The sequence below is a fragment of the Flavobacterium gelidicaeli genome, assembly GCF_013294005.1.
Lineage (GTDB): Bacteria > Bacteroidota > Bacteroidia > Flavobacteriales > Flavobacteriaceae > Flavobacterium.
In genome coordinates this window covers 119,215-144,619 of sequence record NZ_JABSNK010000006.1, presented here as the reverse complement: position 1 = coordinate 144,619, position 25,405 = coordinate 119,215, and the positions used below count along the sequence as shown (strand labels likewise).

The window sequence follows — 25,405 nt, the reverse complement described above, 5'->3', positions numbered from 1 at the left end:
ATTTTACTTAAAATTTAAAGCTATTACTATTTTTTATTTACCAATCTGTTTTTTTTTGCTAATTTGGTTGTAAAATAATAACACATGAAAAATATTAGGTTCAAAGCCATACTTCAATTGGCTTTAGTATTAGGAGTTTCGTCGCTCTGGGCACAACAAACACCTGAAAGTAAGGCTACAACGCCAACTTCAAATTACAATTATCATGATGCTTTTGCTCCCTTTTTTTATACAAAAAACGGAACGAGTACAAGGTCAGCAAGTGGGCAACCGGGAGCAGAATATTGGCAAAACAGAGCTGATTATGTACTTACCGCAAAATTAAATGCTCAAAATAATGAAATTGTAGGTACAGATGTGATTACTTACACTAATAATAGTCCAGATAAGATGAATTTTGTTTGGATGAATATTGATCAAAATTTATTCAAAGCGGATTCTCGCGGTAATGCTGTAGTGCCTTTAACTGGTAGTCGCAATGGAGCTCAAGGAGAAGTTTTTGAAGGAGGTCATAATATCAAATCGGTTAAGGTTGTTACTACTGTAAAAGGCAAGTCTACTGAAATTGCAGCTAAATTTTTAATCACTGATACTAGAATGCAAGTTTTTCTACCAGAGGAATTAAAAGCTAAAGGGGGATCAGTAAAAATAAAAATTGACTTCTCATATATTTCTCCAAAAGAAGGATCTGATCGTACAGGAGTTTTAGATACAAAAAATGGAAAAATTTTTACTATTGCACAATGGTATCCGCGTATGTGTGTTTATGATGATGTAAGAGGATGGAATACCAATCCTTATTTAGGAGCGTCAGAATTTTATTTAGAATACGGAGATTTTGATGTAAATATCACCGCACCAGCAAATCACATTGTAGTTTGTTCAGGCGAGTTGTTAAACCCAACAGCGGTTTATAGCACAGTTGAACAAAGTAGATTAGCACAAGCGAAACAAAGTGATAAAACAGTTATGATTCGTACTGAGGACGAAGTTGTTGCTCTAGCAAATACAACTACTACAGCTACCAAAACATGGCATTATAAATTGAAGAATGCTAGAGATTTATCTTGGGCATCTTCTCCAGCTTTTATTTTAGACGGTGCTAAAATCAATCTTCCAAGTGGCAAAAAATCATTAGCATTATCAGCTTATCCTTCAGAAAGTGCTGGAAACGAAGCTTGGGGACGCTCTACAGAATTTACTAAAGCTTCTATCGAAAACTATTCTAAAAGATGGTTAGAATATACTTATCCAGTAGCAACAAATGTTGCAGGAAATGAAGGAGGAATGGAATATCCAGGAATCGTTTTTTGTGGATGGGAATCTAAAGGAGAAGATTTATGGGGAGTTACAGATCATGAATTTGGTCACAACTGGTTTCCTATGATTGTAGGTTCTAACGAACGTTTATTTGGTTGGATGGATGAAGGTTTTAATACTTTTATCAACTCATTAAGCTCTGTTGATTTCAATAATGGAGAATATAAAACGCCAGCTTCAGACTTACATAAATTAGCAGATAGATATACTAACGCTGAATTAGAAACTGTAATGAGCTCTCCTGATAACATGCAGGAAGGAAATATTGGGCTTTTATGTTATGCTAAACCTAGTTCAGGACTTGTAATTTTAAGAGAACAAGTTTTAGGTGAAGAACGTTTTGATATGGCTTTTAAAACATATGTACAACGTTGGGCTTTTAAACACCCTACTCCAGATGACTTTTTTAGAACAATGGAAAACGTTGCAGGTGAGGATTTAAGCTGGTTTTGGAGAGGTTGGTTTCAATACAACTGGAAATTTGACCAAGGAATTAACGGAATCAAATATGTAAAAAACGATCCAAAACAAGGGGTGGTTATTACTATTGAGAATTTTGAAAAAATGCCTATGCCTGTTATTTTAGATGTAAAAACTAAAAGTGGTAAAGTCGATAGAGTGCAATTACCTGTTGAAATATGGCAAAGAAATACTTCATGGTCATTTAAACATGATTCTACCGAAGAAATAGAAAGCATCACTTTAGATCCAGAACATGTTTTACCTGATAATAACGAAGCAAATAACGTTTGGTCTTCAGGAACAGGTGTTATTGAAAAAGACATTATTTTAGATGGTTATTTAGGTACATATTCTAATACTAAAGCGCCTATTAAAATTACCTTTTCAGAAAAAAATAGTGTTTTGAATGTTGCGATTACTGACTATCCTGAATTTTCAGTGGAGCCAGTTGGAAAAGATTTATTCGAATCTAAAAGAGCGGGATTAAAATTCCAATTTAATGAAGATAAAAACGGTTTTGATATGATCATTAGTGATAATCAAAAAATTCCTTTTACGAAGGACAAATAAATTGAACCAATTTATAGCATATAAAAACACCAGCAAATTTGCTGGTGTTTTTTATTATAACAATATTAAAGCGTTTTATTCTGGTATTTGCTGGCTTAAGCAATGTAAAGTACCCAAACCCCAAATTAAATCAATAGCACTAATCCCAATAACTTCTCTATCAGGAAAACATGCTGCAATAATATTTAGCGCTACACGATCATTAGCATCGTTAAAAGTAGGGACCAATACACATTTATTTAAAATCAAAAAGTTAGCATAACTCGCTGGTAATCTTAAATCTTCAAAATCAACCCGTTTTGGCATTGGTAAAGCCACTACAATTGGTGCTTTTCCATTTTCTAATTTGGCATTTTGCAAACGTTTTAAATTGTCTTGCAATGGGGCGTAGTTAGCGTCATTTACATCTGTTTCAATAATGGTTACAATAGTATCTTCATTGATAAAACGACATAAATCATCAATATGTCCATGCGTATCATCACCTTCAACTCCATTACCTAGCCAGATCACATTAGTAATTCCAAGATATTCTTTAAAAACGGCTTCGTAATCTGCTTTTGTAAAACCAGGGTTTCTAACCTGAATATTAGGATGCATTAAGCACTCTTCAGAGGTTAGTAAAGTTCCTCTTCCGTTAGTATCAATGGCGCCACCTTCAACAATTACTGGTTTTCCTTTGTACCTTACTTGGGTAAGCGGTATGTTTAGAAAATTAGCCACTGTAGTAGGAATGTTCCTGTCTAGTTGGTGGTTTTTATATTTTGCCCATCCATTAAAATTGAAATTTAAAGCTTCTCTATTTTCTCCATTTTTTATTACAATAGGGCCAGAGTCGCGCATCCAACTTCTATTTGTTTTTTGAATAATAAACGAAATAGTATCAAGATTAACCTTTGCCATTTCTAGCATTTCAGTTACTTTTTCTTTTAATTTTTCATCGGCTACTACTAAAAAAACAGTTTCGTAAGTTGCTACTTTTTTAATATATTCAACAAAAGCCCATTTAATGGCTTCGTATTTTCCTGGCCAGTCATTTCCGTTATGAGGAAAGCAAAGTAAAACACCTTGTTGTTTTTCCCATTCAGCAGGAAACCTTCTTTTATTTTCAGTCATAATTAGTCAATTGCTCTTTTAGTGATATCTCCAAAAGCATCGATACGTCGGTCTCTAAAAAACGGCCAGTTTTGACGTACGTTTTCTTGTAAGTCTAAATCAACTTCGGCAATTAAGATTTCTTCTTTGTCGTGTGAGGCTTGCGCCAAAATTTCACCTTGTGGCCCAGCAATAAATGAAGCACCCCAAAATTCGATTCCGTCAGTATTAGGTAAATATTTTTCTAGCCCAATTCTATTTGCAGCAGCAACATAAACACCATTTGCTACAGCATGACCTTTCATTACGTTCATCCAAGCTCCGTATTGGTTAGTTCCGTACTGTTCTTTTTCACCAGGATGCCATCCAATTGCTGTAGGGTAAAATAATACCTCAGCACCTTTAAGAGCCGTTAAACGAGCAGCTTCTGGATACCACTGATCCCAACAAATCAGTGTTCCAATTTTTCCTTTTTGTGTCGGGATTGTTTTAAAACCTAAATCTCCAGGAGTAAAATAGAATTTTTCATAGAAATGAGGATCATCTGGAATGTGCATTTTGCGGTACAAACCAGCTTCTGAGCCATCAGTATCAATAATATATGCACTGTTGTGATATATTCCAGCCATTCTTTTTTCGAAAAAAGGGACAATAATCACTACACCTAACTCTTTTGCTAAAGCGCTAAAAGCTATAAAAGAAGTACTGTATAAAGGTTCTGCAATAGCAAAATTGTCAACATCTTCACTTTGACAAAAGTAGTGGCTACTGTATAATTCGGGCAAAGAGATAACCTCAGCGCCTTGGCTAGCAGCATCGCGTACCCAACTCAAACATTTCTTGAGGTTGTTTTCGGCAACATCATTAAGATTGAGTTGAATAACCGCTATTTTATATTTTTTATTTGGCATCTTATTAATTTTTAGAGTACAAAAATAGTGAATTTTATAAAGAGTAGAAAATCACCTATTTGATTTAAGAAATATTTATACTACCGTTATATTATGTTTTGCTAATAAGCCTTTTACACCTTCGAGTGAGAAAAAAGCTTTCTTTAATTTTGTCTTTTCAGGATCAATGGTATAATTATAACTGCTTCTAAAGTCTGTTTTGTTAGCTTTTGCTCCAGCAAATTCAGTTCGGTATAAATCACAATTTTCAAATATGACATCTGTTAAATCGGTGCTCATAAAATCTACGGCAACTAAACTACAGTCTTTAAATGTAGTAGCTTTCATTTTTAAAGTATAAAATTTTGAGAAATCTAAAACGCAATTTTTAAAGTGTATTTCAAAAATAAGCTTGTCGCACATGGCAAAATTAACTGCGCTTATTTTACAATGATTAAAATAAACAGTTCTAAGGGCAACATGATTTATTTGCGAATTATCAAAAGTACAGTGGTTGAAAGTACAGTCTATAAAAGTTACTGCAATAAAGTTACAGTCAGAAAAATCACAAGATTCAAAAACACAAGATTCAAATTCTTGATGGTTTAAATCATCCACATTATAATGGATTTTTGTATAGTTTTTATCGAGTAAATAGGCTGTCATTCAAGTGTGTAAAAATCCGTTTAGTAATAATGGATAGGAATTACAAATTAACAAAAAATAATGCAGTATTAAAACCTATTTTAATATAAATATCGTGCTGTTTATTAATGATTTTCAAGGTTAAAAAGAAAGATTTTTTAAAAGTATTTAGTGGTAAAAAAAATGATAATAAAGATGATTTTTTAGACGTTGATATTCACTTTTTATAGTTTTTAATTAGGTAGTAAGTAAAATATTAAAAGCTTCTAAATACTAGGTTATTAGAGGGTTTATGTTTTTTTAAAGATATTAATTATAGGATTTTATGATAAAGTTATAAGATTATAATGTACTTTTTTTTAGTATGCTTTTTTTTACATAAATAATTAAAATTCAATTGTATTTATAACGGTTTTTAAGTTCTTTTATTTAATTTTGAATCACTGAAAAATATATTTTAGTAGATTTATTTATGAAAGTTTTTTTAAATAAATAATGTTTAAAATAAAGTTGTTTCTTTTATAAGAAAAAAACTATTTTCGTTAACTCGAAAATTTGCCTTTTAGAACGGTAATTATTTTATAATGTAAAGTTACTTAATGCATGATTTTTGTTTAAAACAAAAGTGAAAGAAATACAAATTTATGATACTAATTGTTGATGATATTAAAGCCAATATAATCGCTTTAAAAAAAATATTGGAGCTTCATAATTTAGATGTTGATTCGGCTGAGTCTGGTGAAGAAGCGCTGAAGAAAATTCTAAAGAATGATTATGCACTTATCATAATGGACGTTCAAATGCCAGGAATGGATGGATTTGAAGTTGCTGAGATATTAGCGGGCAATAATCGTACTAAGGATATTCCGGTTATCTTTTTATCAGCGGTAAATAAACAAAAGAAATTTATTTCAAAAGGATATGAAACAGGTGGAGTTGATTATATCACAAAACCAGTGGACTCTGATTTACTAATTTTAAAAGTAAAAACATTCTTAAAAATCTATCAACAACAAAAAGAGCTCATAGATATAAGAGATTTATTATCTAAAGAGGTTGAAGTTAGAAAAGAGGCGCAAGAGAACTTAGAAGTAAAAATTGCCGAAAGAACGAAAGAGTTGGTTACTAAAAATGAGGAATTAGAGCTTAAAAATCACGAGTTACAGCAATTTTCTTGGGTTGTATCTCACGATCTTAAAGAACCACTTCGTAAGATTCAAATTTTTATCAATATCATTAAAGACAAATACCTTTTAGAAGATGAAAAAGCTATTGATTATGTAAACCGCACGGTGAAAGCCGCAGAAAGGATGCAGAATTTAATTACTGATTTATTAGAGTATTCTCGCTTGTCAGCAAAAGTAAATCCTGAAAAAGCACCTTTAGAAGAATTAGCAATTGAGGTTGTTAACGATTTAGATTATTTAATAGAGGATAAAAAAGCGGTAGTCAATATTAATAAACTCCCCACAATTAATGGAATTCCAACACAATTGCGACAAGTATTTCAAAACTTGATTGGGAACTCATTAAAATTTGCTAAAAAAGATGTGTTACCAGTTATAGATATTACATCGGAATTAATTGAAGAAAGAAGTTTTGATAGTAACGTTTCTGAGTCAGGAAAGTTTTGCCGAATTTCGATAAAAGACAACGGAATAGGTTTTGATGATCAATACTTGAATAAAATTTTCATGATTTTTCAGAGTCTTAGTGACCGCAAAGTATATGAAGGAACTGGTATTGGATTGGCTATAGCCAAAAAAATAATAGAGAAACACAACGGTTTAATTACCGCTATAAGTAAAGAAGGAGAAGGGGCAAATTTTATAATAGTGTTGCCATTAGACTTTAATAGTTAATATAATAATAGGTTTATAAATAGTATGGGAAATAATTTTAAGCGTAATCTATACATTAGTTCGGGAATATCGATAGTGGTGTTAATGGTGAGTTCATTAGCTTCTTTTATGAGTATAAGAAGCCTTCTTGATAGTATGGCACTTGTTAATCATACTCAGGAAATAATCTACAATGTTAATGAAGGAACTAATAATTTAGTAGAAGCACAAACAAGCATGCGCGGTTTCTTGATTACAGGTCGAGAAGATTTTTTAAGTCATTTTGATGAATCAGAAGAAAAAGCAAATGCTGCCTTTGAAAAAATTGAACAATTAACAGTTGATAATCCTATACAACAAAGCAGTCTAAAGGAGTTAAAACCTATTAGAAATAAGCTGTTTAAGTTTTTAAGGTACCGCGTAAGTGACAAAAGAATAGGGGTAAATGTTCAAAATTACGACTTAGACACGGGTAAAATTTTAATGGAGCAAATTAAAGTTATCGTTAAACGTATCGAAAAAAATGAACAAGCATTATTAGTAAAACGCAATGCTACTTCAGAACGTTTTGGTAACTATAGTTCTGTTTTAATAGTAGTAGCTTTTTTAATAGCGATATTAATTAGTGTACTAATGCTATTTAGAATCTTGAAAGATTTTAAAGAAAGAACAGCACTTCAAAAAGAGTTAGAACGTAAGGATTTTGAAACTGCTGAACGTATAAAAGCCATTAGTAGCATCGCGGTTCAATTATCTGAGGGGCATTATGATATTAGAGTAGACGACAACCAGAGTGATGCACTAGGTAATGTAGGGGTTTCTCTAAATAATATGGGAATAGCATTAGGGAAATCTTTTCAATCATTGTCTGAAAAAGAATGGTTACAAACTGGTATTGCTCAGCTTAATGAAATTATGCTTGGTGAAAAAAAATTAACCGTTTTAAGTAAGGATATTATAGAATTTGTAGCAGTTTACTCTAACAGTAGTGCTGGACTTATTTATATTACTGAAGGAGATGAATTGTATAGAGCTGCTGGTTACAGCTATATTCCTAATAAAGACAAAGAGCGCTTTAAAATAGGTCAGGGAATTACTGGACAAGCAGCAATTTCGCGAAAGCTAATTGAAATTAAAACTTTTACAGATGATGATATTAAAATTTCTTATGGTTTAGGAGAGGTGAAGCCTTCTCATATTATTGCTATCCCTTTACAGGATAATAAAGTAGAAGGTGTTATTGAATTAGCGAGCGTTAAAGGTTTTTCAGAAATTGAATTTGAGTTTTTAAATGCAGTTGCTAGTAATATAGGAATAGCAATAAAAGCTACTCAAAACCGAAAACGCTTAAACGAATTACTTGAAGAAACGCAATCACAATCAGAAGAATTGCGTTTGCAACACAGCGAAATGGAGGCAATTAATGCCGAATTAGAAACGCAAACAGAAAAATTGCAAGCTTCTGAAGAAGAATTAAGAGTGCAACAAGAAGAGTTACAGCAAACTAATGAAGAACTGGCTGAAAGAAGTGTTTTATTAGAGGAAAAAAATTCGGAGATTCAAAAAAAATCAGAAGATTTAGAGTTAACTACGAGATACAAGTCGGAGTTTTTAGCAAATATGTCTCATGAATTGCGCACGCCATTAAACTCTATTTTATTATTGAGTCGACTGCTTTCAGAGAATAATGATAATAATATGAATGGAGAGCAAATCGAGTTTGCTAAAGTGATTCAAAGTTCTGGAAACGGACTGTTAGGTTTGATTGATGAAATCTTAGATTTATCAAAAATTGAGGCTGGAAAAATGGAATTAGAACTGACTGAAGTAACAACTAAAGAAGTTACTGATGGCCTAAAAGATTTATTTACCGAAGTAGCCAGAGATAAAAAAATAATTTTCGAAATTGACGCTCATGCTGCTCCTTTAGTCATTAAGACTGATAAAATGCGATTAGAACAAATTCTTAAAAATTTGATTTCTAATGCGATAAAGTTTACCTCAAAAGGAAGCGTAACTTTAGAAATAAAGAAAGATACTAAGGATCCGCAAATGATTTCGTTTGGAGTAAAAGACACTGGAATTGGAATTTCATTAGAAAAACAACCGCTTGTTTTTGAAGCTTTTCAGCAAGCTGATGGATCTACTAAAAGGAAATATGGTGGTACTGGATTAGGTTTGTCAATTAGTAGAGAACTGGCTAAGTTACTACAAGGAGAGATAAAACTAAAGAGTGAAATGGGCGAGGGAAGTGAGTTTACTTTACTTGTTCCCATTGTAGGTTCTACAATAGATAGAATAATTGAAGAAGAGAAAGTTGTTCCTGAATTAGAAAAAATAGTAACTATTGTAAAAGAACAAGAAGCAAACAAGTATTTAAGCTTAACGATACCTGATGACGTAGCTGATGATCGTGATACAATCACCCCGTTAGATAAAGTTATTTTAATTGTTGAAGATGATGTGAATTTTGCTAAATCGCTATTGTCTTTTAGTCGTCAACGTGGGTATAAAGGCGTTGTCTCTGTTAGGGGAGATTATGCTTTGACGTATGCTTTACAATACAACCCAGTTGGTATTTTATTAGATATTCAATTGCCTATTAAAAATGGATGGCAAGTGATGGAAGAGTTAAAAGGAAATTGGAAAACAAAACACATTCCGGTTCACATTATGTCTTCGCATCAATTAAAACAAGAAAGTTTGTTGAAAGGAGCGGTTAACTTCTTGAATAAACCAGTCGCATTTGAAAAAATGCCTGATATTTTTAAACACATTGAGCAAATCATCAATAAAGAGTCTCAAAAAGTACTTATCATAGAGGATAATCCCAAACATGCTGAAGCGCTTTCTTATTTTTTAGAGACATATAATATTAAGTCGGAAATTAAAAGTGAAGTTCATGATGGGGTACAAACTTTAAGTAATAACGAAATTGATTGCGTTATTCTAGATATGGGAATTCCTGATGCTAAAGCATATGAAATCCTAGAAGAAGTTAAAAAGAATCACGGTTTAGAAAAACTACCAGTAATTGTTTTTACAGGGAAGAGTTTATCAATGAAAGAGGAGCTGAAAATCAAAAAATACGCTGATTCTATTGTTGTAAAAACCGCACATTCTTATCAACGAATGTTGGATGAGGTTTCTTTATTTTTACATCTTGTAGAAGAGAATAAAGATGAAAGTAGTAAGAAAGACGTGTATAAAAAAATGAATCTTTTAAATAATATCCTAAAAGATAAAACGGTTTTAGTCGTTGATGATGATGTTCGAAATATCTATTCGCTTACAAAAGCGCTAGAAGTATTTAAAATGAATGTAATCACTGCCATTGACGGGAAAGAAGCATTGAAAGTTTTAGACGAAAATCCACAAACTGATATAGTTTTATTAGACATGATGATGCCTAATATGGATGGTTATGAAACGGCGGGTATCATTCGTAAAAACGAAAAACTAAAAAACCTACCCGTAATTGCTGTAACCGCAAAAGCAATGACTGGGGATAGAGAAAAATGCATTCAAGCAGGCGCATCTGACTATATTACTAAACCAGTAGATATTGACCAGTTGCTATCATTATTACGTGTGTGGCTTTATGATAATTTTTAAAATATAATGTCTTTAGATATGGCTAAAAAGAGAGTTTTAATTATTGATGACGATGCTCGAAATATATTTGCCCTTTCGGCTACATTACGAGCACGTTCGTTTGAATGTGTGTCTTGTTTAAGTGCTGAAGAAGCTTTGAAAATCTTAAGCACTGAGGATGCCATTGATGCCATTCTTATTGATATGATGATGCCTGATATTGATGGTTATGAAGCAATACCTATGATAAAAAAAATTCCGTTACGGGAACAAACTTATATCGTATCGGTTACCGCGCAAGCCATGATGGGAGATAGAGAGAAATGTTTAGAAGCGGGTGCAGATGATTATATTTCTAAACCAGTTGATGTAGATAAATTACTCGACTCGCTGCGAAATATATAATGAGATATTTATGATTGAGGATTTACAATTAGAAACATTAATTAATGTTGTATATGAATACTACGGTTTTGATTTTGGAAGTTATTCCAGAGCTTCATTAAAACGACGAGTAGATAGAATTTATCAACTCGATGGCTTTACGCGATTTTCAGACTTTTTATCGAAAATCAGGTCGGAACCGGAGTATTACAAACGATTAGTCGAAGAGATCACTGTGAACGTTACTGAAATGTTTAGAGATCCTTCGTTTTACGAATGCCTTAGAACCGAAGTTTTGCCCAATCTTGCCGCCAAACCGTTCATACGAATATGGCATGCAGGATGCTCGACTGGAGAGGAAGTTTTTTCAATGGCAATCTTACTTAAAGAAGCTAATTTATTAAGCAAATCATTGATTTATGCTACAGATATAAATGCGAAAGTATTAGAAAAAGCTCGCAAAGGTGTTTTTGGACTACAAACAATAAAACAATTTGCTGAGAATTATAGAAATTCAGGAGGTAGTAATGATTTTTCAGATTATTACACTGCAAATTATGGTCTAGCAAAGTTTAATGATGAATTTTCGGTTAAGATGGTTTTCTCCCAACATAATTTGGTTTCTGATGGTTCTTTTAACGAGTTTGACTTAATTTTATGTAGAAATGTATTGATTTATTTTGATAAGGATTTACAAGAAAGAGCGTTGAATCTTTTTGATTCTAGTTTATCTACTTTGGGCTATCTTGCCCTAGGAAGTAAAGAGACGATGAAATTTGCTCCCATTAGCGATAATTTCAAGCAATTGAATAATGAGAAAGTATGGAGAAAGATAAAGTAGAAAATCAGTTTGACATTGTCATTATAGGTGGATCTGCGGGAAGTTTACAAGTACTTATGAAAATCTTACCGCAATTAAAAGCAGCTTCTCCCTATGCTTTAGTTATTGTTTTGCACCGAAAAAATACTGAAGACAAAACTTTAGAAGAGTTAATTGATTTAAAATCAGTTATGAATGTGAAGGAAGTAGAGGATAAAGTGGCGATTTTACCTGGATGTATTTATGTAGCGCCTTCGGATTATCATTTATTATTCGAAAAAGAGGCCATTATTTCACTTGACGCTTCTGAAAAAATTAATTATAGTCGGCCCAGTATTGATGTTTCCTTTGAATCGGCTGCGGAGAGTTACGGGTCAAGAGTTTTAGGAATTGTACTATCTGGAGCAAATGCTGATGGAACTAAAGGTTTACAAGCAATAAACCTAGCAGGAGGAACTACAATTGTACAAAATCCAACCACTGCCGAAATGCCTTTTATGCCTCAAAGCGCCTTAGTAAACGCAAATCCTGATTGTGTTTTCACCATTGAAGAAATTATTGATTTTTTAAATAATTTACAATAGCTATTGGCTGTATTATTATCCAATATTCATTAGTAAAACTAATTTAACTTTTTAAAATGGTTATACAAAAAAACAGCTTTTGTCCAAAAGCTGTTTTTTTAGTAGTAATGGTATTTAGTGCTTTAATAGCTAACGTGTTTTAATCTTTTCAAGGACTAGACCTACTCTAATCCTTGAAAAAAAGTATATATTAAGCTGTAATAGCTAACGAGTTTTGACTGTATTTGTATTCTTTAGGACTGCAATTGTATTTTTGTTTGAATATTTTCGAAAAATAACTTCTGCTTGTGAATCCTATTGAATACACTATTTCTGAAATATTTAAATCCGTGTTTCTAATTAAGCTTTCCGCCTTTTCAATACGAATTAATGTTATAAAATCATTTACAGTTGTATTGTGAATTAACTTGAATCCTTCTTGTAATTTATTAGGTGATAATCCTGTTTGTTTGGCTAATGATTTTATAGAATAAGACTCAGCGGGCTCTTTTTGAATTACACTAGATAATAATTTAATTTGGTCAATTTGCTTTAGCGTTAAACAATTTATAATTGTCTCAGTAGCATTGTACTTATTAGAGTGATGCTCAATTTCCATTGCTAAAATAATTTGTAAGATTCCCTTTTTAAGTAAATTTCGAACAATACCTTTTTGATCAATTTTTCTTAATTGTTCTAATTTTTGACTGATATTTATATGTTGAATTCCTATGTGAACAAAGCTTTCTTGTTGATTGATAAAGGTGTTTTTTATTTTCGAATTTAAAGAATCTTTGTCGTCTATAGCAGCTGTAACTACACCAATTAATGCTAATTTAATGGCTATATTCTTTTTAAAATGGAATACATTAGATACTACTCCTACAGTATTTATTACCGCATTTTGCTGCGCTTTTATACTGTGTGTATTTTTGGATATACCAAAACTGTGCTCTAAAGTTCCCTCTGAACAATACGCAAAATAGGTAGGTGAGGAACTAATAGAATTAATAGTTAGTTGTACATCTTCTAAAAAAACAATGTCAAAGTCAAAGAACTTCATTTCCTCTTGGTAAGCAATTGCTTCAATACTGCCTTTAATTAAAGCGTTGTCAAGCGTTAATTTGTATTCATTAGCATTACAATCTAATGAGCCGTTGAAATTGCTTTTAAGATCAAATACAAAATCTTTTAATGTTCCAGACTGAATGGTTATGTTTTTCATTACGCTTGCTATTAAAGTTTAAAACTCGATCCCTATTTTAGTAAATATGTTTCGTTGTTTTTATTAATTCAAATTTCGTAATAAAGTAATTGCTGGCTATTATAAAATTATTATGTAATGTTTCGTAATTATACTTTTCGATTATTTAAATAAAAATAACTGTTAATAGTAAAGGTTTAGTTATTGATTAACAGTGTTTTATATTTTTTATTCAATAGCAGCATTGTTAGAGCAGTTTTCCTTGGGAACTTTATTAAAAAATTCAGCAGCTTCTAAATCAGCAGAAGGGCCGTAACCTAAAAGGTAAGTTCCCATTACTGCATTTGCTGTTTCAATCACATATAATATAGACATATCATCAGGATTGCTCATTCCTTCATACCTGTGTTGTGCAACAATATAAATTTCCTCTGGTTGGTATTTGTATTTAGTTTCAGTATCAATTAAGCTGTTTCCTTGAAAAAGAAAATTAGCTCCATACCCTTTTTCTTGATACCTTTTAATGTATCCTATTTCGTGTTTTGCATATTCTTCCATGATAGCTCTTATTTAGAATTTTTAAAAAAAAAATCACATTCTGTTTAATGATAAAACAGAATGTGATTGTGTGACTTTATAGTTTTTTTCTACCGCTTATAAGCGAAAGAATAAATAGTACAATAAATATGAAGAATAATATTTTAGCGATACCAGCAGCACCAGCAGCTATTCCTCCGAATCCAAAAATTCCTGCTACTATAGCTAGAATTATAAAAATGACTGTCCATCTTAACATAATGTTTGTTTTTTAGTTAATAAATATATTGTTTGTTTGTTGGAACAAAATTGGCATATATTCCTGCAACTATTTAACTCTAAAAATCAAAAAATTAACTCAATCGCATTTAATACATATAAAAATACGGAATGAACTCTTATTAATGATACTACCAGTACTATTTATAAAACCGTCCAATTGTCAGTTCGTGCAGAGTCGAGAATGACTATAGCATCTTGACTGCGCTAGATGTAACAAACATTAAGTTGTACTCTTTTATATTGGTTTTTGGTATAATCATATGCAAAGTGTCCTTAAAGTGAAAAACCCAACAATACTAAAAGTACGGTTGGGTTTAAAAAAAGATTTAGGAACTTAATAAGTTAGCTCACAATTACAACTTGATTGAATTAAGGCTGAAAGTCATTTTTTCAATAGGACCTGTTACTTCATTAATTCTAGAGTTAGTATAATATAACGTATTGTTATAAATACTAAAAGTATCTGCCCAGCGAACTTGATCTCCTTCAACAAAAATACTAATAACGCCTTTTGCATCCATTTTCATAATGGCATTATGCTCTAAATCGGCATAATATAAATTTCCATTTGTATCAAACACCATTCCGTCTGGAGCCGATGTTTTAGCTATCTTTTCAACACCTTTTTCAATCTCAGCTTCCGTGCCATTTATTAATGTTTGTACATCAATAGCGTATAAGGTATAACCAGATAACGCATGGAAATACAATTTTTTATTAATAGGGTTTATTGCTATTCCATCAGAGTTTACTTTGTTTTTCCATTCTTTTCCTTCAAAAGTTAAATGATCTACTTCAGCTTTTGTGACAACATTATTATCAAGAACACGCTTTGCATTTCCTGTTTCAATATTTAGAATAATTAGCCCAGCATGACCTGAATCTGTTAGGTATACGCTTCCATTTTCTGGATCCACTCGCAAGTCATTTATATAGGAGTCTTTATGAAAACTTTCTTTAGGGAAGGTATAGGTTCTTTTTAATGCATTTGTAGTAAGGTCAAATACAAATAACTTTGGCGCACCAATCACACCTTTAAATTGTGGACTACGGGTGTCAAGTACATACAAATCATTATTAAAAGCCACAACAGATTGTACTGCGACAAAAACCGAATCATTTACGTCTTGACCTATTTCCCATTTATTCCATTTAGCATTAGGATAAGCAGTAGTTTTACCATTCACGACTTCGGCAACAGCGTTTTCTACTCCAGTTCTCCAGCGCGGAAAGTTTACAAAAATACGGCCTTCCTGAGTTACGGTAACTCCAGTAACTTGTTGACCTTTAAATACAGCAACTTCTTTAATTATGGGTTTAGGAACTACTTCCTCCGTTTTAACTTGAGTTTTTTTTACTTCTTTCTTACAACTTGTGAAGCTGAGGATTGAAAGTAATAATATGACTATTTTTTTCATTTTAAATTGTTTTAATTATTGTTGGGTGTGCTAATCTCGATTTAGGTTTAACACTAGGTTGGTTTGTATCATCAGCAGCTCTATATCCTATTGCTACTGCAAAAAGGCTTCTATAACCTTCAAGTTTAAGTATTGTTTTATATTTATCGGGTTCGATTCCTTCCATTGGAGTTGCATCAATTTCCATTTGTGCACAAGCGGCTAGAAAAATACCAAGGGATAAATAGACTTGCTTGTCAAACCATATTTTAAGATCCTGATCTGATAATTGTTTTAAGTAGGTATTAAAATAATTAACCGCTGACTCAGGTAAATTCTCATTTACTTGTTTTTCAAATAAAGCTACATCATCGATAGCGTTAAAAATGACAAGAGTATCACAGTTGTTTATTTTTTCGGCATTAAATAAGGAAGCAGCAGCTAATTGTTCTTTTACTTTTTTATCAGATACAAAATAAAATTGCCAAGGCTGGCTGTTTATAGAAGAAGGACTTAGTAAAAGTATTTCTTTTAGCTCTTCAATTTTTTTGGAATCTATACTTTTAGTGTCATCATACTTTTTAGTAGTGTAACGACTTTTCATTGCATTTATAAAACTCATTTTTGAATATTTTTATTGTGAATAGTAAAGAGGCAAAGGTACCGTTTACAAGAGGTAATCACAATGATTAATAGGATGACAAGTATTAAAATTTAGTTATTTAACAGTAGTTTTAGATTTAGAAGCACATTTTGAGACCAATTTTCATATATTATAATTAAGATAAACTAAGAGTGATGATAATTGCTTTTTTATCATACTATTCACATTATAAATCTTTTAAATTAAGAATTTTTGTCAGGATTATTTATTGAATTAAGAATTTTAAAGCATTTAAAATATAATTCTTAAAATAGTATTAAAACGCATAATTTATTCAAAATTTCATTATACTTTTGACCCGAATTTAGAGCGGTAAAGAGAAAACGTTTTCGCTACTTTTATCCATTTAAATTCAGATTTTTTACTCAAATTTCATTTTAATTTTGAGCACCTAATGAGAGTAGCTTTATATTTTACATATTTCTGTATTCTTCTGCTTAGCGGAGGTAATAATCTACATGCTACTACAAATGATAGTCACATTGGCTATACCATAACAACTACTCTTGCAAAAAACCACCAAGTTAAATTTTTTCATAAAGATCAAGACAGCGACTTAATTGAAGATGCTGATACTGATGTAGAAGATGATTTTCATATTGGTACTGATAATAAGGATAATTTTGCTAAGAAATTAGCAGTCAATAATTACTTGTTACCTAAAGTTTGGTATCAAGATATTTCGGGTCTTACCCTTGTAGATTTTAACTACAATATTTTAAAAGTTATTCCACAATTTAGTGGTTATTCATCTCCAATTTTTACTAGACTACGAGTACTAAGGATTTGAGCAATAAATAATTTAGTTGCCAAATTTTAGACTGACTTTACTGATAACGTAGCTTACGTTAACTTCTTGTATGGAATAATTTGAAGCAACTGATGTTTTTTTACTACCAAACGAGATACCTAAATCTCAATCAATCAATTGCTTAATTTCTATTTTACGCCATGAAAAAAATTATCATGATTACGGGCTTTATGGCCACGTTGTTCCTTGTTAGCTGTAACTCAAAAAAAGAAGAAAAGGAAGAATCAACCAAGTTTACGGTTACAAATCCAGTGGTTATTGATACATCATTCACAAAACAGTATGTATCTCAAATTAAATCAGTTCGAAATATTGAAATCCGCGCTCAAGAAAAGGGTTTTCTACAAAACATCTATGTAGACGAAGGACAGTACGTAAAGGCAGGACAACTGTTGTTCAGAATTATGCCAAAAATGTATGAAGCCGAATTATTAAAGGCACAAGGAGAAGCTAAAGCTGCTGAAATTGAATTACAAAACGCAAAAACACTAGCCGACAAAAATATTGTTTCTAAAAATGAACAAGCGGTTGCCGTAGCAAGATTGCAACAAGCAAGAGCCGAGGTTTCTCTAGCTAAATTACATTTATCATTTACAGAAATTAGAGCGCCTTTTTCAGGTACAATTGACAGAATTCCTAAAAAACTGGGAAGTTTAATTGATGAAGGAGAATTGCTTACAAGCCTTTCTGACAATAGTGAGATTTTTGCCTATTTTAATGTGTCAGAACCTGAATATTTGAATTATCAAACGCATGTAAAAGACCGCGCTGATAATAAAGTAAACTTATTACTTGCAAATGGTGATGTATTCAAAGACAAAGGAAAAGTGGAGTTAGTTGAGGGAGAGTTTGATAATGAAACAGGTAATATCGCTTTTAGAGCGCGTTTCCCTAATTCCGAAAAACTGCTAAGAAACGGTGAAACGGGTTCCGTTATGATGACCGTTCCTTTAAAACAAGCGCTTGTAATTCCTCAAAAAGCGACTTATGAAATTCAAGATAAAAAATACGTATTTGTAGTAGACAAAAACAATGTGATTAAATCAAGAGAAATCACGATAAAAGGGGACATGCCTGATTTATATGTTATTGACTCTGGTATTACTGTTGGTGATAAAATTGTTTTTGACGGAATTCAAAAAGCGAATGAAAACGACAAAATCAAATTTGATTATTTAAGTCCAAAAAAGGTGTTATCAAGTTTGAGACTAAGAGCAGAATAGTTGGTTTAACTATATAAAAAATATAAAGATGTTTGATAAATTTATACAAAGACCGGTATTATCGATAGTGATATCGTTGGTAATTGTCTTTTTAGGAGTTCTGGCTATGACAGGACTACCTGTTACGCAGTTCCCTGCTATTTCGCCGCCTAAGGTAAATATTACTGCTGATTATCCTGGAGCAAATGGTGAGTTGATGGTTAAAGCGGTAGTAATTCCGTTAGAAAGAGCTATCAATGGAGTTCCTGGAATGAAATACATTACATCAGATGCAGGTAATGATGGAGAAGCTTCTGTTCAAGTAGTTTTTAACTTAGGAACTGATCCTAATCAAGCTGCTATTAATGTTCAAAACCGTGTGGCATCTGTAATTAATAAATTGCCGCCATTGGTTGTTAGAGAAGGTTTAAAAATTACTCGTGAAGAGCCTAACATGCTTTTGTATGTCAACTTATTCAGTAAAGACCCTAATACCAATCAAAAATTCCTTTACAACTATGCCGATATTAATATCCTTTCGGATATTAAACGTATCAATGGAGTAGGAGTTGCAGATATTTTAGGAAATCGTGATTATGCGATGCGTATTTGGTTAAAACCAGACCGAATGTTAGCTCATAAAATCTCTTCTGATGAAGTTATGGAGTCTTTAAGTGATCAAAGTTTAGAAGCATCACCAGGTAAAACTGGGGAAAGTTCAGGTAAGAGATCACAGGCATTTGAATATGTTTTAAAATACAAAGGACGTTATACTACTAAAGAAGGGTATGAAAATATCGTAGTGCGTTCTAGCGCTGATGGAGAATTACTTCGATTAAAAGATGTTGCTGACGTAGAATTTGGTAGTTCAATGTATGATATTTATTCTAGTATCAACGGAAAACCTTCTGCGGCAATTACAATCAAACAATCGTATGGTAGTAATGCAAGTCAGGTTATTAAAGATGTTAAAGCAAAATTAGAAGATTTAAAAAAATCATTTCCCAAAGGAATGGATTACGAAATTAGTTATGATGTTTCTAAATTTTTAGATGCTTCTATCGAAAAAGTAATTCACACACTTGTTGAAGCTTTTATATTAGTAGGATTAGTTGTTTTCTTATTTCTTGGTGACTGGCGTTCTACAGTTATTCCTGCAATTGCGGTTCCGGTTTCATTGATTGGTACGTTTGCTTTCATGCAACTTTTTGGGATCACTATAAATTTGATCACTTTATTTGCATTAGTATTAGCAATTGGTGTTGTGGTCGATGATGCAATTGTTGTAATTGAAGCGGTCCATGCTAAAATGGAAGAAGAACATCTCTCTGCTAGAAAAGCGACTAAAAAAGCGATGTCAGAGATTGGTGGGGCAATTATAGCGATTACCTTCCTGATGGCGGCTGTATTTATCCCCGTAGCATTTATGTCTGGTCCAGTAGGGATTTTTTACCGTCAGTTTTCGATCACAATGGCTACAGCAATTATCTTATCAGGAATTGTGGCATTGACATTAACACCGGCATTATGCGCATTGATGTTAAAAAACAATCACGGTAAACCACGTCCTAAAAATTTAATCAATAAGTTTTTAGATGGTTTTAATAAAAAGTTTGACCATTTGTCTGAAGGATATAGAAAAGTCCTTACGATATTCATCAATAGAAGATCAGTTTCAGTAGGTATTTTACTTGCTTTTTGTGTGGGTATCTTTTTCATCAACAACAGTTTGCCTTCTGGGTTTATTCCAAATGAGGATCAAGGAATGTTCTATGCTATTATCCAAACGCCTCCAGGATCATCATTAGAAAGAACCAATCAAATTGCGGAACAACTTCAAAAAGTAGCAGAGAAAATTGATGGAGTAAAATCGGTTTCTGCCTTAGCAGGATATGAAATCTTAACTGAGGGAACAGGAGCCAATACAGGTACTTGTTTGATCAACTTAAAAAGTTGGGAAGATCGTCATGAAAATGTGGAAGAAATTATCAAGAAATTAGAGGAAGAGACTAAAAATATTTCGGGTGCTACCATTGAATATTTCCAACCTCCAGCGGTACCAGGATATGGAGCTGCAGGTGGATTTGAATTGCGTTTACTTGATAAAGCAGGTTCAGGCGATTACAAAAAAATGGAAACAGTAAGTAGGGACTTTGTGGCTGCATTAAAAAAACGTCCTGAATTAACGTCGGTATTTACGTTTTATAGTGCGAGTTTCCCACAGTACATGTTAGATATTGATAATGATATTGCACAACAAAAAGGAGTAAGTATTGAGAATGCCATGAATACGTTATCCACTCTTGTAGGTAGTAATTATGAAACGAGTTTCATTAAATACGACCGTCAATACAAAGTAATTGTTCAAGCATTACCACAATATAGAGCCTTGCCAGAGGATATCTTGAAATTGTATGTTAAAAATAATAGAGACGAGATGGTACCTTTTTCTGCTTTTATGAAAATGAAAAAAGTATACGGTTTATCAGAGATTACTAGACATAATATGTATAATGCAGCCGAAATTAGTGGTGCTCCGGCTATAGGATATAGTAGTGGAACTGCAATTCAAGTTGTGAATGAAGTAGCTGCAAAAACACTTCCTAGAGGATTTGGTATTGATTGGGCTGGTATCTCTGCTGATGAGGTGGCTAGAGGAAACGAGGCTATTTATATCTTCATGATTTGCCTTGGATTTGTGTATTTGGTTCTTGCTGCTCAGTACGAAAGTTTTGTATTGCCATTGATCGTGATATTTTCACTTCCGGCGGGTATTTTTGGAGCCTTTTTATTCTTAAAATTATTTGGTTTAGAAAACAACATCTATGCTCAGGTTTCGCTAATAATGCTGATTGGATTATTAGGTAAGAATGCCGTATTGATCGTAGAGTTTGCTGCCCAGAAGCACAGTCAGGGAGTCTCTGTTATTGATGCAGCCATGGAAGGAGCCATGGTGCGTTTCAGACCAATTTTAATGACTTCTTTTGCATTTATCGCTGGTTTGATTCCACTTTCTTTAGCGTCTGATCCAGGTAAAATTGGTAATAGAACTTTAGGTACAGCTGCAGCGGGAGGAATGTTTATAGGTACTGTATGTGGGGTTATATTAATTCCGGGATTGTATTTAATTTTTGCTAAAATATCCGAAAAACACAAGCTCTCTAAAGACGAAGATGAAAATCCATTAACTGAAGAAATTAATCATAATGTATAAAACAAAATTTTATCGCTATGGTATAGTAATGATGATTGGCCTTACAGCAGTAAGTTGTAAGGCACCTTCATCAGTGATTATGCCCGAAAATAAAGCTATTCCTCAAAGTTTTGGGACTAGCAAAGACACTACCAATACAGTAAAAATTACTTGGGAGAATTACTTTAAAGATCCTAATTTAACTGCGCTTATTGAAGTTGCCTTACAAAACAATCAAGAATTGATGATTACTTTGCAAGAAATAGAAATCGCAAAGAATGATATTCGCGTTCGTAAAGGCGCTTTGTTACCTTCTGTAGGGCTTAGAGCAGGTTCAGGTGTCGAAAAAGTAGGACGCTACACAAGTCAAGGTGCGGGTGATGCTTCTACTGATATTGCTCCAGGCAAAGAGTTTCCAGAGGCTTTAACTGATTTCAATGTTAGTGCTTACGCTAATTGGGAAGTGGATATTTGGAAAAAACTACGCAATGCTAAAAAATCGGCTGTTAGTAGGTATTTAGCAACTGTTGAAGGGAAGAATTTTGTAGTGACTAACTTGATTGCTGAGGTTGCTGATTCGTATTATGAATTATTAGCTTTAGACAACCAACTCGAAATTGTAAAACAAAATATCGACTTGCAACAAAATGCACTTGAAATTGTAAAGGTTCAAAAGGAAGCGGCTAGAACAACTGAACTTGCTGTTCAAAAATTTCAAGCCGAAGTTTTCTCGTCTAAAAGCATGGAATTTGATATTAATCAAAAGATTGTAGAGACTGAAAACCGAATCAATTTTTTGCTAGGGCGTTACCCTGAGAAAATCAAACGCGAGAGCAGTAATTTTTTGAATGTATTACCCACTGCATTTCGTACAGGTATTCCTTCTCAATTATTAGCGAATCGCCCTGATATTAAGGCAGCAGAGTTAGCGTTAACAGCAGCAAAACTGGATGTTAAGGTAGCTCGTGCTGAGTTTTATCCATCGTTAGATATTTCGGCAGCTTTTGGTTTACAAGCTTTCAAAACATCTTATTTAGTGAAATTTCCAGAGTCTTTATTGTATAACTTGATAGGGGATATTACGGCACCGCTAATTAATAGAAACGCTATAAAAGCAGAGTTTGCTTCGGCAAATGCGAGACAGCTTCAGGCGTTATACAATTATGAACGTACTGTTTTGAACGCGTACTTGGAGGTTTCGAACCAAATGGCTAATATCAATAATTTAGAAAAAAGCTATAATTTAAAATCACAACAAGTAGCAGCAATGAATCAATCCATAAGTATTGCTGGTGATTTATTCAAATCAGCAAGGGCAGATTATTTTGAAGTTTTAATGACGCAACGTGACGCACTTGATTCTAAATTAGAATTAATCGAAACAAAAAAAGACCAACTAAACGCTTTTGTACATGTGTACAGAGATTTGGGTGGTGGATGGAATTAACTCATTCAAAAACCGAAAGAGCCAGCAATATTGTCTGGCTCTTTTTTTATATAATAAATTACCAGAATCTTAACAACATATATCAATAGTATTGATTATTTTTCATTGCTGCTTTTTTTACCATTAGTAAGCATTATAAATACAATTTTCAACGCTAGTACTACATTGATTATGAAAAACGATAAAATTCAAGCCTTTATTCCCTTTTTTTACCTGATTTGGTCTGATGATTTGTTAACGCAAAAGGAGTTTGTTACACTACAACATTTTGTTACAAATCAGTCTTGGCTTTCGCCAAAGGAAAAAGAAGAGGTGTTGTCTAAAATAGCAATAACAAACCCGCCATCACGAGAAACAATCACGGAATGGTATTATGAAATTCAGAGGACAGTTCAAGCTAATCCTGCAATAAAATCAGTTTTTGATTTGGCTTTAGTACTCTCTAATGATAATAGCGCCATCGTAGATTTAAAAACGGAGTTTACAAAATTAGAATCGGACTTAGGGATTTTAACCGAGGAAGTGATTAGCAACTTTAAAACAGTCGCCAATTCCTTCACTTCAAATTATCAAACGGCTACCAATTTTGATATCTCTACCATCACTGCTCTTTTAGATGGAGAGCAAGCAGCAATTATAAACAAAGTAAAATCAGTTATTTCAAGACCTGAATTTGCTTATTGCACCACTATAGATACTGCGATTTATAGAGAAAAAGTGTATGAATGGTGTCAAATTTTGGCAAAAGAAAACTTTGGAAACATGGCTTACCCAGCAAGATATGGCGGGGGAGAAAATATAACCGATTATTTTGCTATCATGGAAACCTTAAGTTATCATGATTTGAGTTTGGTAATTAAATTTGGTGTACAGTTTGGTCTTTGGGGAATGAGCGTACAATCTTTAGGGACTGAAAAACATTACAGTAAATACCTTCAAGACATTGGTTCGCTTAAAATACCAGGATGTTTTGCAATGACTGAAACACATCATGGTTCTAATGTAAAAGGACTTGAGACTACAGCTACTTACAATCATAATGATAAAACATTTACAATACATACGCCTCACGAAAAAGCGCAAAAAGAATATATAGGTAATGCTGCAGTTCATGGCCAAATGGCGACTGTATTTGCCAAACTTATTATAGACGATCACGATTATGGCGTAAACGCTTTTATTGTACCGTTACGAGATACAAGTGGAAAAACCTTAAAAGGAATAAAAATAGGGGATTGCGGACATAAAATGGGTTTAAACGGAGTGGATAATGGAACAATTCAGTTCAATCAAGTGGTGATTCCTAAAGAAAATATGTTGGATCGATTTGCTTCGGTGAATGAAGAAGGCAAATTCGAAAGTCCAATTCCTAGTGATAACAGGCGTTTCTTTACAATGCTGGGGACATTAGTAGGAGGGAGAATTGGGATTCCGCGTTCTGCTTTGGCTGCAGCCAAAAGTGGATTAGCAATAACCATAAAATATAGCGACCAACGCAGGCAATTTGGTCCCGAAGGCGGTTCCGAAGTTCCTATTTTAAATTACCGCATGCATCAAAGAAGGTTGTTACCGCCATTAGCTAAAACCTATGCCGTGCATTTTGCCTTACAATATGTAACAAAGCGGTTTTTAAATAAAAAAGAATCTGAGATGCAAGAAATTGAAGCGCTAGCAGCAGGTATGAAAGCATATTCTACCTGGAACACAACTGCAATTTTACAAGAATGTAGAGAAGCTTGCGGCGGAAAAGGATATTTATCAGAAAACAGAATTGATGCTTTAAAAAACGATACGGAAATCTACACCACTTTTGAAGGCGATAATACTGTTTTAATGCAATTAGTAGCAAAAAATAGGCTGTCAGAATTTAGAAAAGCGTTTGGAGAAATGGGCTCTCTAGGGATAATTAATTATGTTTTTGAAAATGCTAAAACAGCTATTACTGAAAAAAATCCCATTACAACCCGCAATACAGATACGGAGCATTTATTAGATAGTCAATTTCATTTGCAAGCTTTTGAACATAGAGAAAAAACAATACTAGCATCGGCAGCTAAAAGATTAAAAAAACTTATAGATAATGGCTTAGAACCTTATGATGCTTTTAATGTTGTACAGCACCAAATGATTGATGTAGCACAAGCCTATTTAGAACGCGTTGTTTTAGAACAGTTTCAGTTAGCAATTGCAAATGTTGGAGATGAAAACACAAAAGCTATTTTGATAAAATTGAATCAGTTGTATGCGCTTTCTCAATTAGAGAAAAATAAATCGTGGTATTTGGAAGATGGTTATATGGAAGCAGTAAAAACAAAAGCAATTCGTAAAATGGTCAATCAACTATGTTGGGATATCCGTCCATCGGCTGTGGCGCTGGTAGATGCTTTTGCTATTCCAGATTCTTGTTTGGCAGCACCAATAGCTTTTTAAACCTTTTTGATAAAATTAAAGCCCAACTCTTAGTTGCTAGGAGTTGGGCTTTCT

General features: G+C 32.9%; 19 protein-coding genes. 11 read left to right on the top strand and 8 right to left on the bottom strand.

Features of this window, described 5'->3' with window-relative positions:
• Positions 1-84: 84 nt before the first annotated feature.
• Positions 85-2,352, top strand: a complete 2,268-nt coding sequence (locus tag HNP99_RS11015; RefSeq protein WP_173853436.1) for a M1 family metallopeptidase — start codon at positions 85-87, stop codon at positions 2,350-2,352.
• A 75-nt stretch (positions 2,353-2,427) separates the two neighbouring features.
• On the opposite strand, the gene HNP99_RS11010 is transcribed toward HNP99_RS11015, so the two are convergent.
• The 3 genes from HNP99_RS11010 to HNP99_RS11000 all read right to left on the bottom strand — a co-directional run bounded on the left by HNP99_RS11010 (position 2,428) and on the right by HNP99_RS11000 (position 5,003).
• Complete coding sequence (locus tag HNP99_RS11010) at positions 2,428-3,468, bottom strand: agmatine deiminase family protein (protein WP_173853435.1); 1,041 nt, start codon at positions 3,466-3,468, stop codon at positions 2,428-2,430.
• A gap of 2 nt (positions 3,469-3,470) precedes the next feature.
• Positions 3,471-4,358 (bottom strand): carbon-nitrogen hydrolase, encoded by an 888-nt coding sequence (locus tag HNP99_RS11005; RefSeq protein WP_173853434.1) that lies wholly within the window; start codon positions 4,356-4,358, stop codon positions 3,471-3,473.
• Between the two features lie 75 nt (positions 4,359-4,433).
• Positions 4,434-5,003, bottom strand: a complete 570-nt coding sequence (locus HNP99_RS11000) for a pentapeptide repeat-containing protein (RefSeq protein WP_173853433.1) — start codon at positions 5,001-5,003, stop codon at positions 4,434-4,436.
• A gap of 623 nt (positions 5,004-5,626) precedes the next feature.
• On the opposite strand from HNP99_RS11000, the gene HNP99_RS10995 reads away from it, so the two are divergent.
• The 5 genes from HNP99_RS10995 to HNP99_RS10975 are packed head-to-tail and all read left to right on the top strand — an operon-like array spanning position 5,627 to position 12,205.
• On the top strand, positions 5,627-6,844 hold the full coding sequence (locus HNP99_RS10995; protein WP_173853432.1) for a hybrid sensor histidine kinase/response regulator: 1,218 nt from the start codon (positions 5,627-5,629) through the stop codon (positions 6,842-6,844).
• Between the two features lie 24 nt (positions 6,845-6,868).
• Positions 6,869-10,438 (top strand): hybrid sensor histidine kinase/response regulator, encoded by a 3,570-nt coding sequence (locus HNP99_RS10990; RefSeq protein WP_173853431.1) that lies wholly within the window; start codon positions 6,869-6,871, stop codon positions 10,436-10,438.
• Between the two features lie 6 nt (positions 10,439-10,444).
• Entirely contained in the window at positions 10,445-10,822 is a 378-nt protein-coding gene (locus HNP99_RS10985; protein WP_371810464.1) for a response regulator, read from the top strand.
• 10 nt (positions 10,823-10,832) lie between these two features.
• A complete protein-coding gene (locus tag HNP99_RS10980; protein ID WP_173853430.1) occupies positions 10,833-11,642 on the top strand; it encodes a CheR family methyltransferase in 810 nt (269 codons plus the stop codon).
• Positions 11,624-12,205, top strand: a complete 582-nt coding sequence (locus HNP99_RS10975; protein WP_173853429.1) for a chemotaxis protein CheB — start codon at positions 11,624-11,626, stop codon at positions 12,203-12,205. Before HNP99_RS10980 ends, HNP99_RS10975 begins: the two co-directional genes overlap by 19 nt.
• Before the next feature lie 190 nt (positions 12,206-12,395).
• Here the strand turns inward: HNP99_RS10975 and HNP99_RS10970 are convergent, their stop codons facing one another.
• From HNP99_RS10970 to HNP99_RS10950, 5 genes are all read right to left on the bottom strand, one after another.
• Positions 12,396-13,409, bottom strand: coding sequence for a helix-turn-helix domain-containing protein (locus HNP99_RS10970; protein WP_173853428.1), 1,014 nt, complete (start codon positions 13,407-13,409; stop codon positions 12,396-12,398).
• 207 nt (positions 13,410-13,616) lie between these two features.
• Positions 13,617-13,946, bottom strand: a complete 330-nt coding sequence (locus HNP99_RS10965) for a hypothetical protein (protein ID WP_217424413.1) — start codon at positions 13,944-13,946, stop codon at positions 13,617-13,619.
• 76 nt (positions 13,947-14,022) lie between these two features.
• The gene (locus tag HNP99_RS10960) at positions 14,023-14,184 is read right to left on the bottom strand and encodes a DUF1328 family protein (protein WP_173853427.1); all 162 of its coding nucleotides are present in this window, start codon (positions 14,182-14,184) and stop codon (positions 14,023-14,025) included.
• 376 nt (positions 14,185-14,560) lie between these two features.
• Positions 14,561-15,625: an L-dopachrome tautomerase-related protein gene (locus tag HNP99_RS10955; RefSeq protein WP_173853426.1), complete on the bottom strand. Its 1,065-nt coding sequence runs from the start codon at positions 15,623-15,625 to the stop codon at positions 14,561-14,563.
• A gap of 1 nt (position 15,626) precedes the next feature.
• Positions 15,627-16,226 carry a nitroreductase family protein gene (locus HNP99_RS10950; RefSeq protein WP_173853425.1) on the bottom strand — a complete coding sequence of 200 codons (600 nt, stop codon included), beginning with the start codon at positions 16,224-16,226 and terminating at the stop codon, positions 15,627-15,629.
• Positions 16,227-16,662: 436 nt separating this feature from the next.
• Between HNP99_RS10950 and HNP99_RS10945 the strand changes: the two genes are divergently transcribed.
• The 5 genes from HNP99_RS10945 (at position 16,663) to HNP99_RS10925 (ending at position 25,351) form a co-directional block, all read left to right on the top strand.
• A complete protein-coding gene (locus HNP99_RS10945; RefSeq protein WP_173853424.1) occupies positions 16,663-17,058 on the top strand; it encodes a hypothetical protein in 396 nt (131 codons plus the stop codon).
• A 161-nt stretch (positions 17,059-17,219) separates the two neighbouring features.
• The gene (locus HNP99_RS10940; protein ID WP_173853423.1) at positions 17,220-18,302 is read left to right on the top strand and encodes an efflux RND transporter periplasmic adaptor subunit; all 1,083 of its coding nucleotides are present in this window, start codon (positions 17,220-17,222) and stop codon (positions 18,300-18,302) included.
• A gap of 28 nt (positions 18,303-18,330) precedes the next feature.
• Positions 18,331-21,495, top strand: a complete 3,165-nt coding sequence (locus HNP99_RS10935) for an efflux RND transporter permease subunit (protein WP_173853422.1) — start codon at positions 18,331-18,333, stop codon at positions 21,493-21,495.
• A complete protein-coding gene (locus HNP99_RS10930; protein ID WP_173853421.1) occupies positions 21,488-22,921 on the top strand; it encodes a TolC family protein in 1,434 nt (477 codons plus the stop codon). Before HNP99_RS10935 ends, HNP99_RS10930 begins: the two co-directional genes overlap by 8 nt.
• A gap of 171 nt (positions 22,922-23,092) precedes the next feature.
• Positions 23,093-25,351 (top strand): acyl-CoA dehydrogenase family protein, encoded by a 2,259-nt coding sequence (locus tag HNP99_RS10925; protein ID WP_173853420.1) that lies wholly within the window; start codon positions 23,093-23,095, stop codon positions 25,349-25,351.
• The last annotated feature ends 54 nt before the right edge of the window (positions 25,352-25,405 follow it).

Coding starts and splice junctions, on each gene's coding strand:
- HNP99_RS11015 (WP_173853436.1), top strand. CDS start 85: ATGAAAAATATTAGGTTCAAAGCCATACTTCAATTGGCTTTAGTATTA.
- HNP99_RS11010 (WP_173853435.1), bottom strand. CDS start 3,468: ATGACTGAAAATAAAAGAAGGTTTCCTGCTGAATGGGAAAAACAACAA.
- HNP99_RS11005 (WP_173853434.1), bottom strand. CDS start 4,358: ATGCCAAATAAAAAATATAAAATAGCGGTTATTCAACTCAATCTTAAT.
- HNP99_RS11000 (WP_173853433.1), bottom strand. CDS start 5,003: ATGACAGCCTATTTACTCGATAAAAACTATACAAAAATCCATTATAAT.
- HNP99_RS10995 (WP_173853432.1), top strand. CDS start 5,627: ATGATACTAATTGTTGATGATATTAAAGCCAATATAATCGCTTTAAAA.
- HNP99_RS10990 (WP_173853431.1), top strand. CDS start 6,869: ATGGGAAATAATTTTAAGCGTAATCTATACATTAGTTCGGGAATATCG.
- HNP99_RS10985 (WP_371810464.1), top strand. CDS start 10,445: ATGTCTTTAGATATGGCTAAAAAGAGAGTTTTAATTATTGATGACGAT.
- HNP99_RS10980 (WP_173853430.1), top strand. CDS start 10,833: ATGATTGAGGATTTACAATTAGAAACATTAATTAATGTTGTATATGAA.
- HNP99_RS10975 (WP_173853429.1), top strand. CDS start 11,624: ATGGAGAAAGATAAAGTAGAAAATCAGTTTGACATTGTCATTATAGGT.
- HNP99_RS10970 (WP_173853428.1), bottom strand. CDS start 13,409: ATGAAAAACATAACCATTCAGTCTGGAACATTAAAAGATTTTGTATTT.
- HNP99_RS10965 (WP_217424413.1), bottom strand. CDS start 13,946: ATGGAAGAATATGCAAAACACGAAATAGGATACATTAAAAGGTATCAA.
- HNP99_RS10960 (WP_173853427.1), bottom strand. CDS start 14,184: ATGTTAAGATGGACAGTCATTTTTATAATTCTAGCTATAGTAGCAGGA.
- HNP99_RS10955 (WP_173853426.1), bottom strand. CDS start 15,625: ATGAAAAAAATAGTCATATTATTACTTTCAATCCTCAGCTTCACAAGT.
- HNP99_RS10950 (WP_173853425.1), bottom strand. CDS start 16,226: ATGAGTTTTATAAATGCAATGAAAAGTCGTTACACTACTAAAAAGTAT.
- HNP99_RS10945 (WP_173853424.1), top strand. CDS start 16,663: ATGAGAGTAGCTTTATATTTTACATATTTCTGTATTCTTCTGCTTAGC.
- HNP99_RS10940 (WP_173853423.1), top strand. CDS start 17,220: ATGAAAAAAATTATCATGATTACGGGCTTTATGGCCACGTTGTTCCTT.
- HNP99_RS10935 (WP_173853422.1), top strand. CDS start 18,331: ATGTTTGATAAATTTATACAAAGACCGGTATTATCGATAGTGATATCG.
- HNP99_RS10930 (WP_173853421.1), top strand. CDS start 21,488: ATGTATAAAACAAAATTTTATCGCTATGGTATAGTAATGATGATTGGC.
- HNP99_RS10925 (WP_173853420.1), top strand. CDS start 23,093: ATGAAAAACGATAAAATTCAAGCCTTTATTCCCTTTTTTTACCTGATT.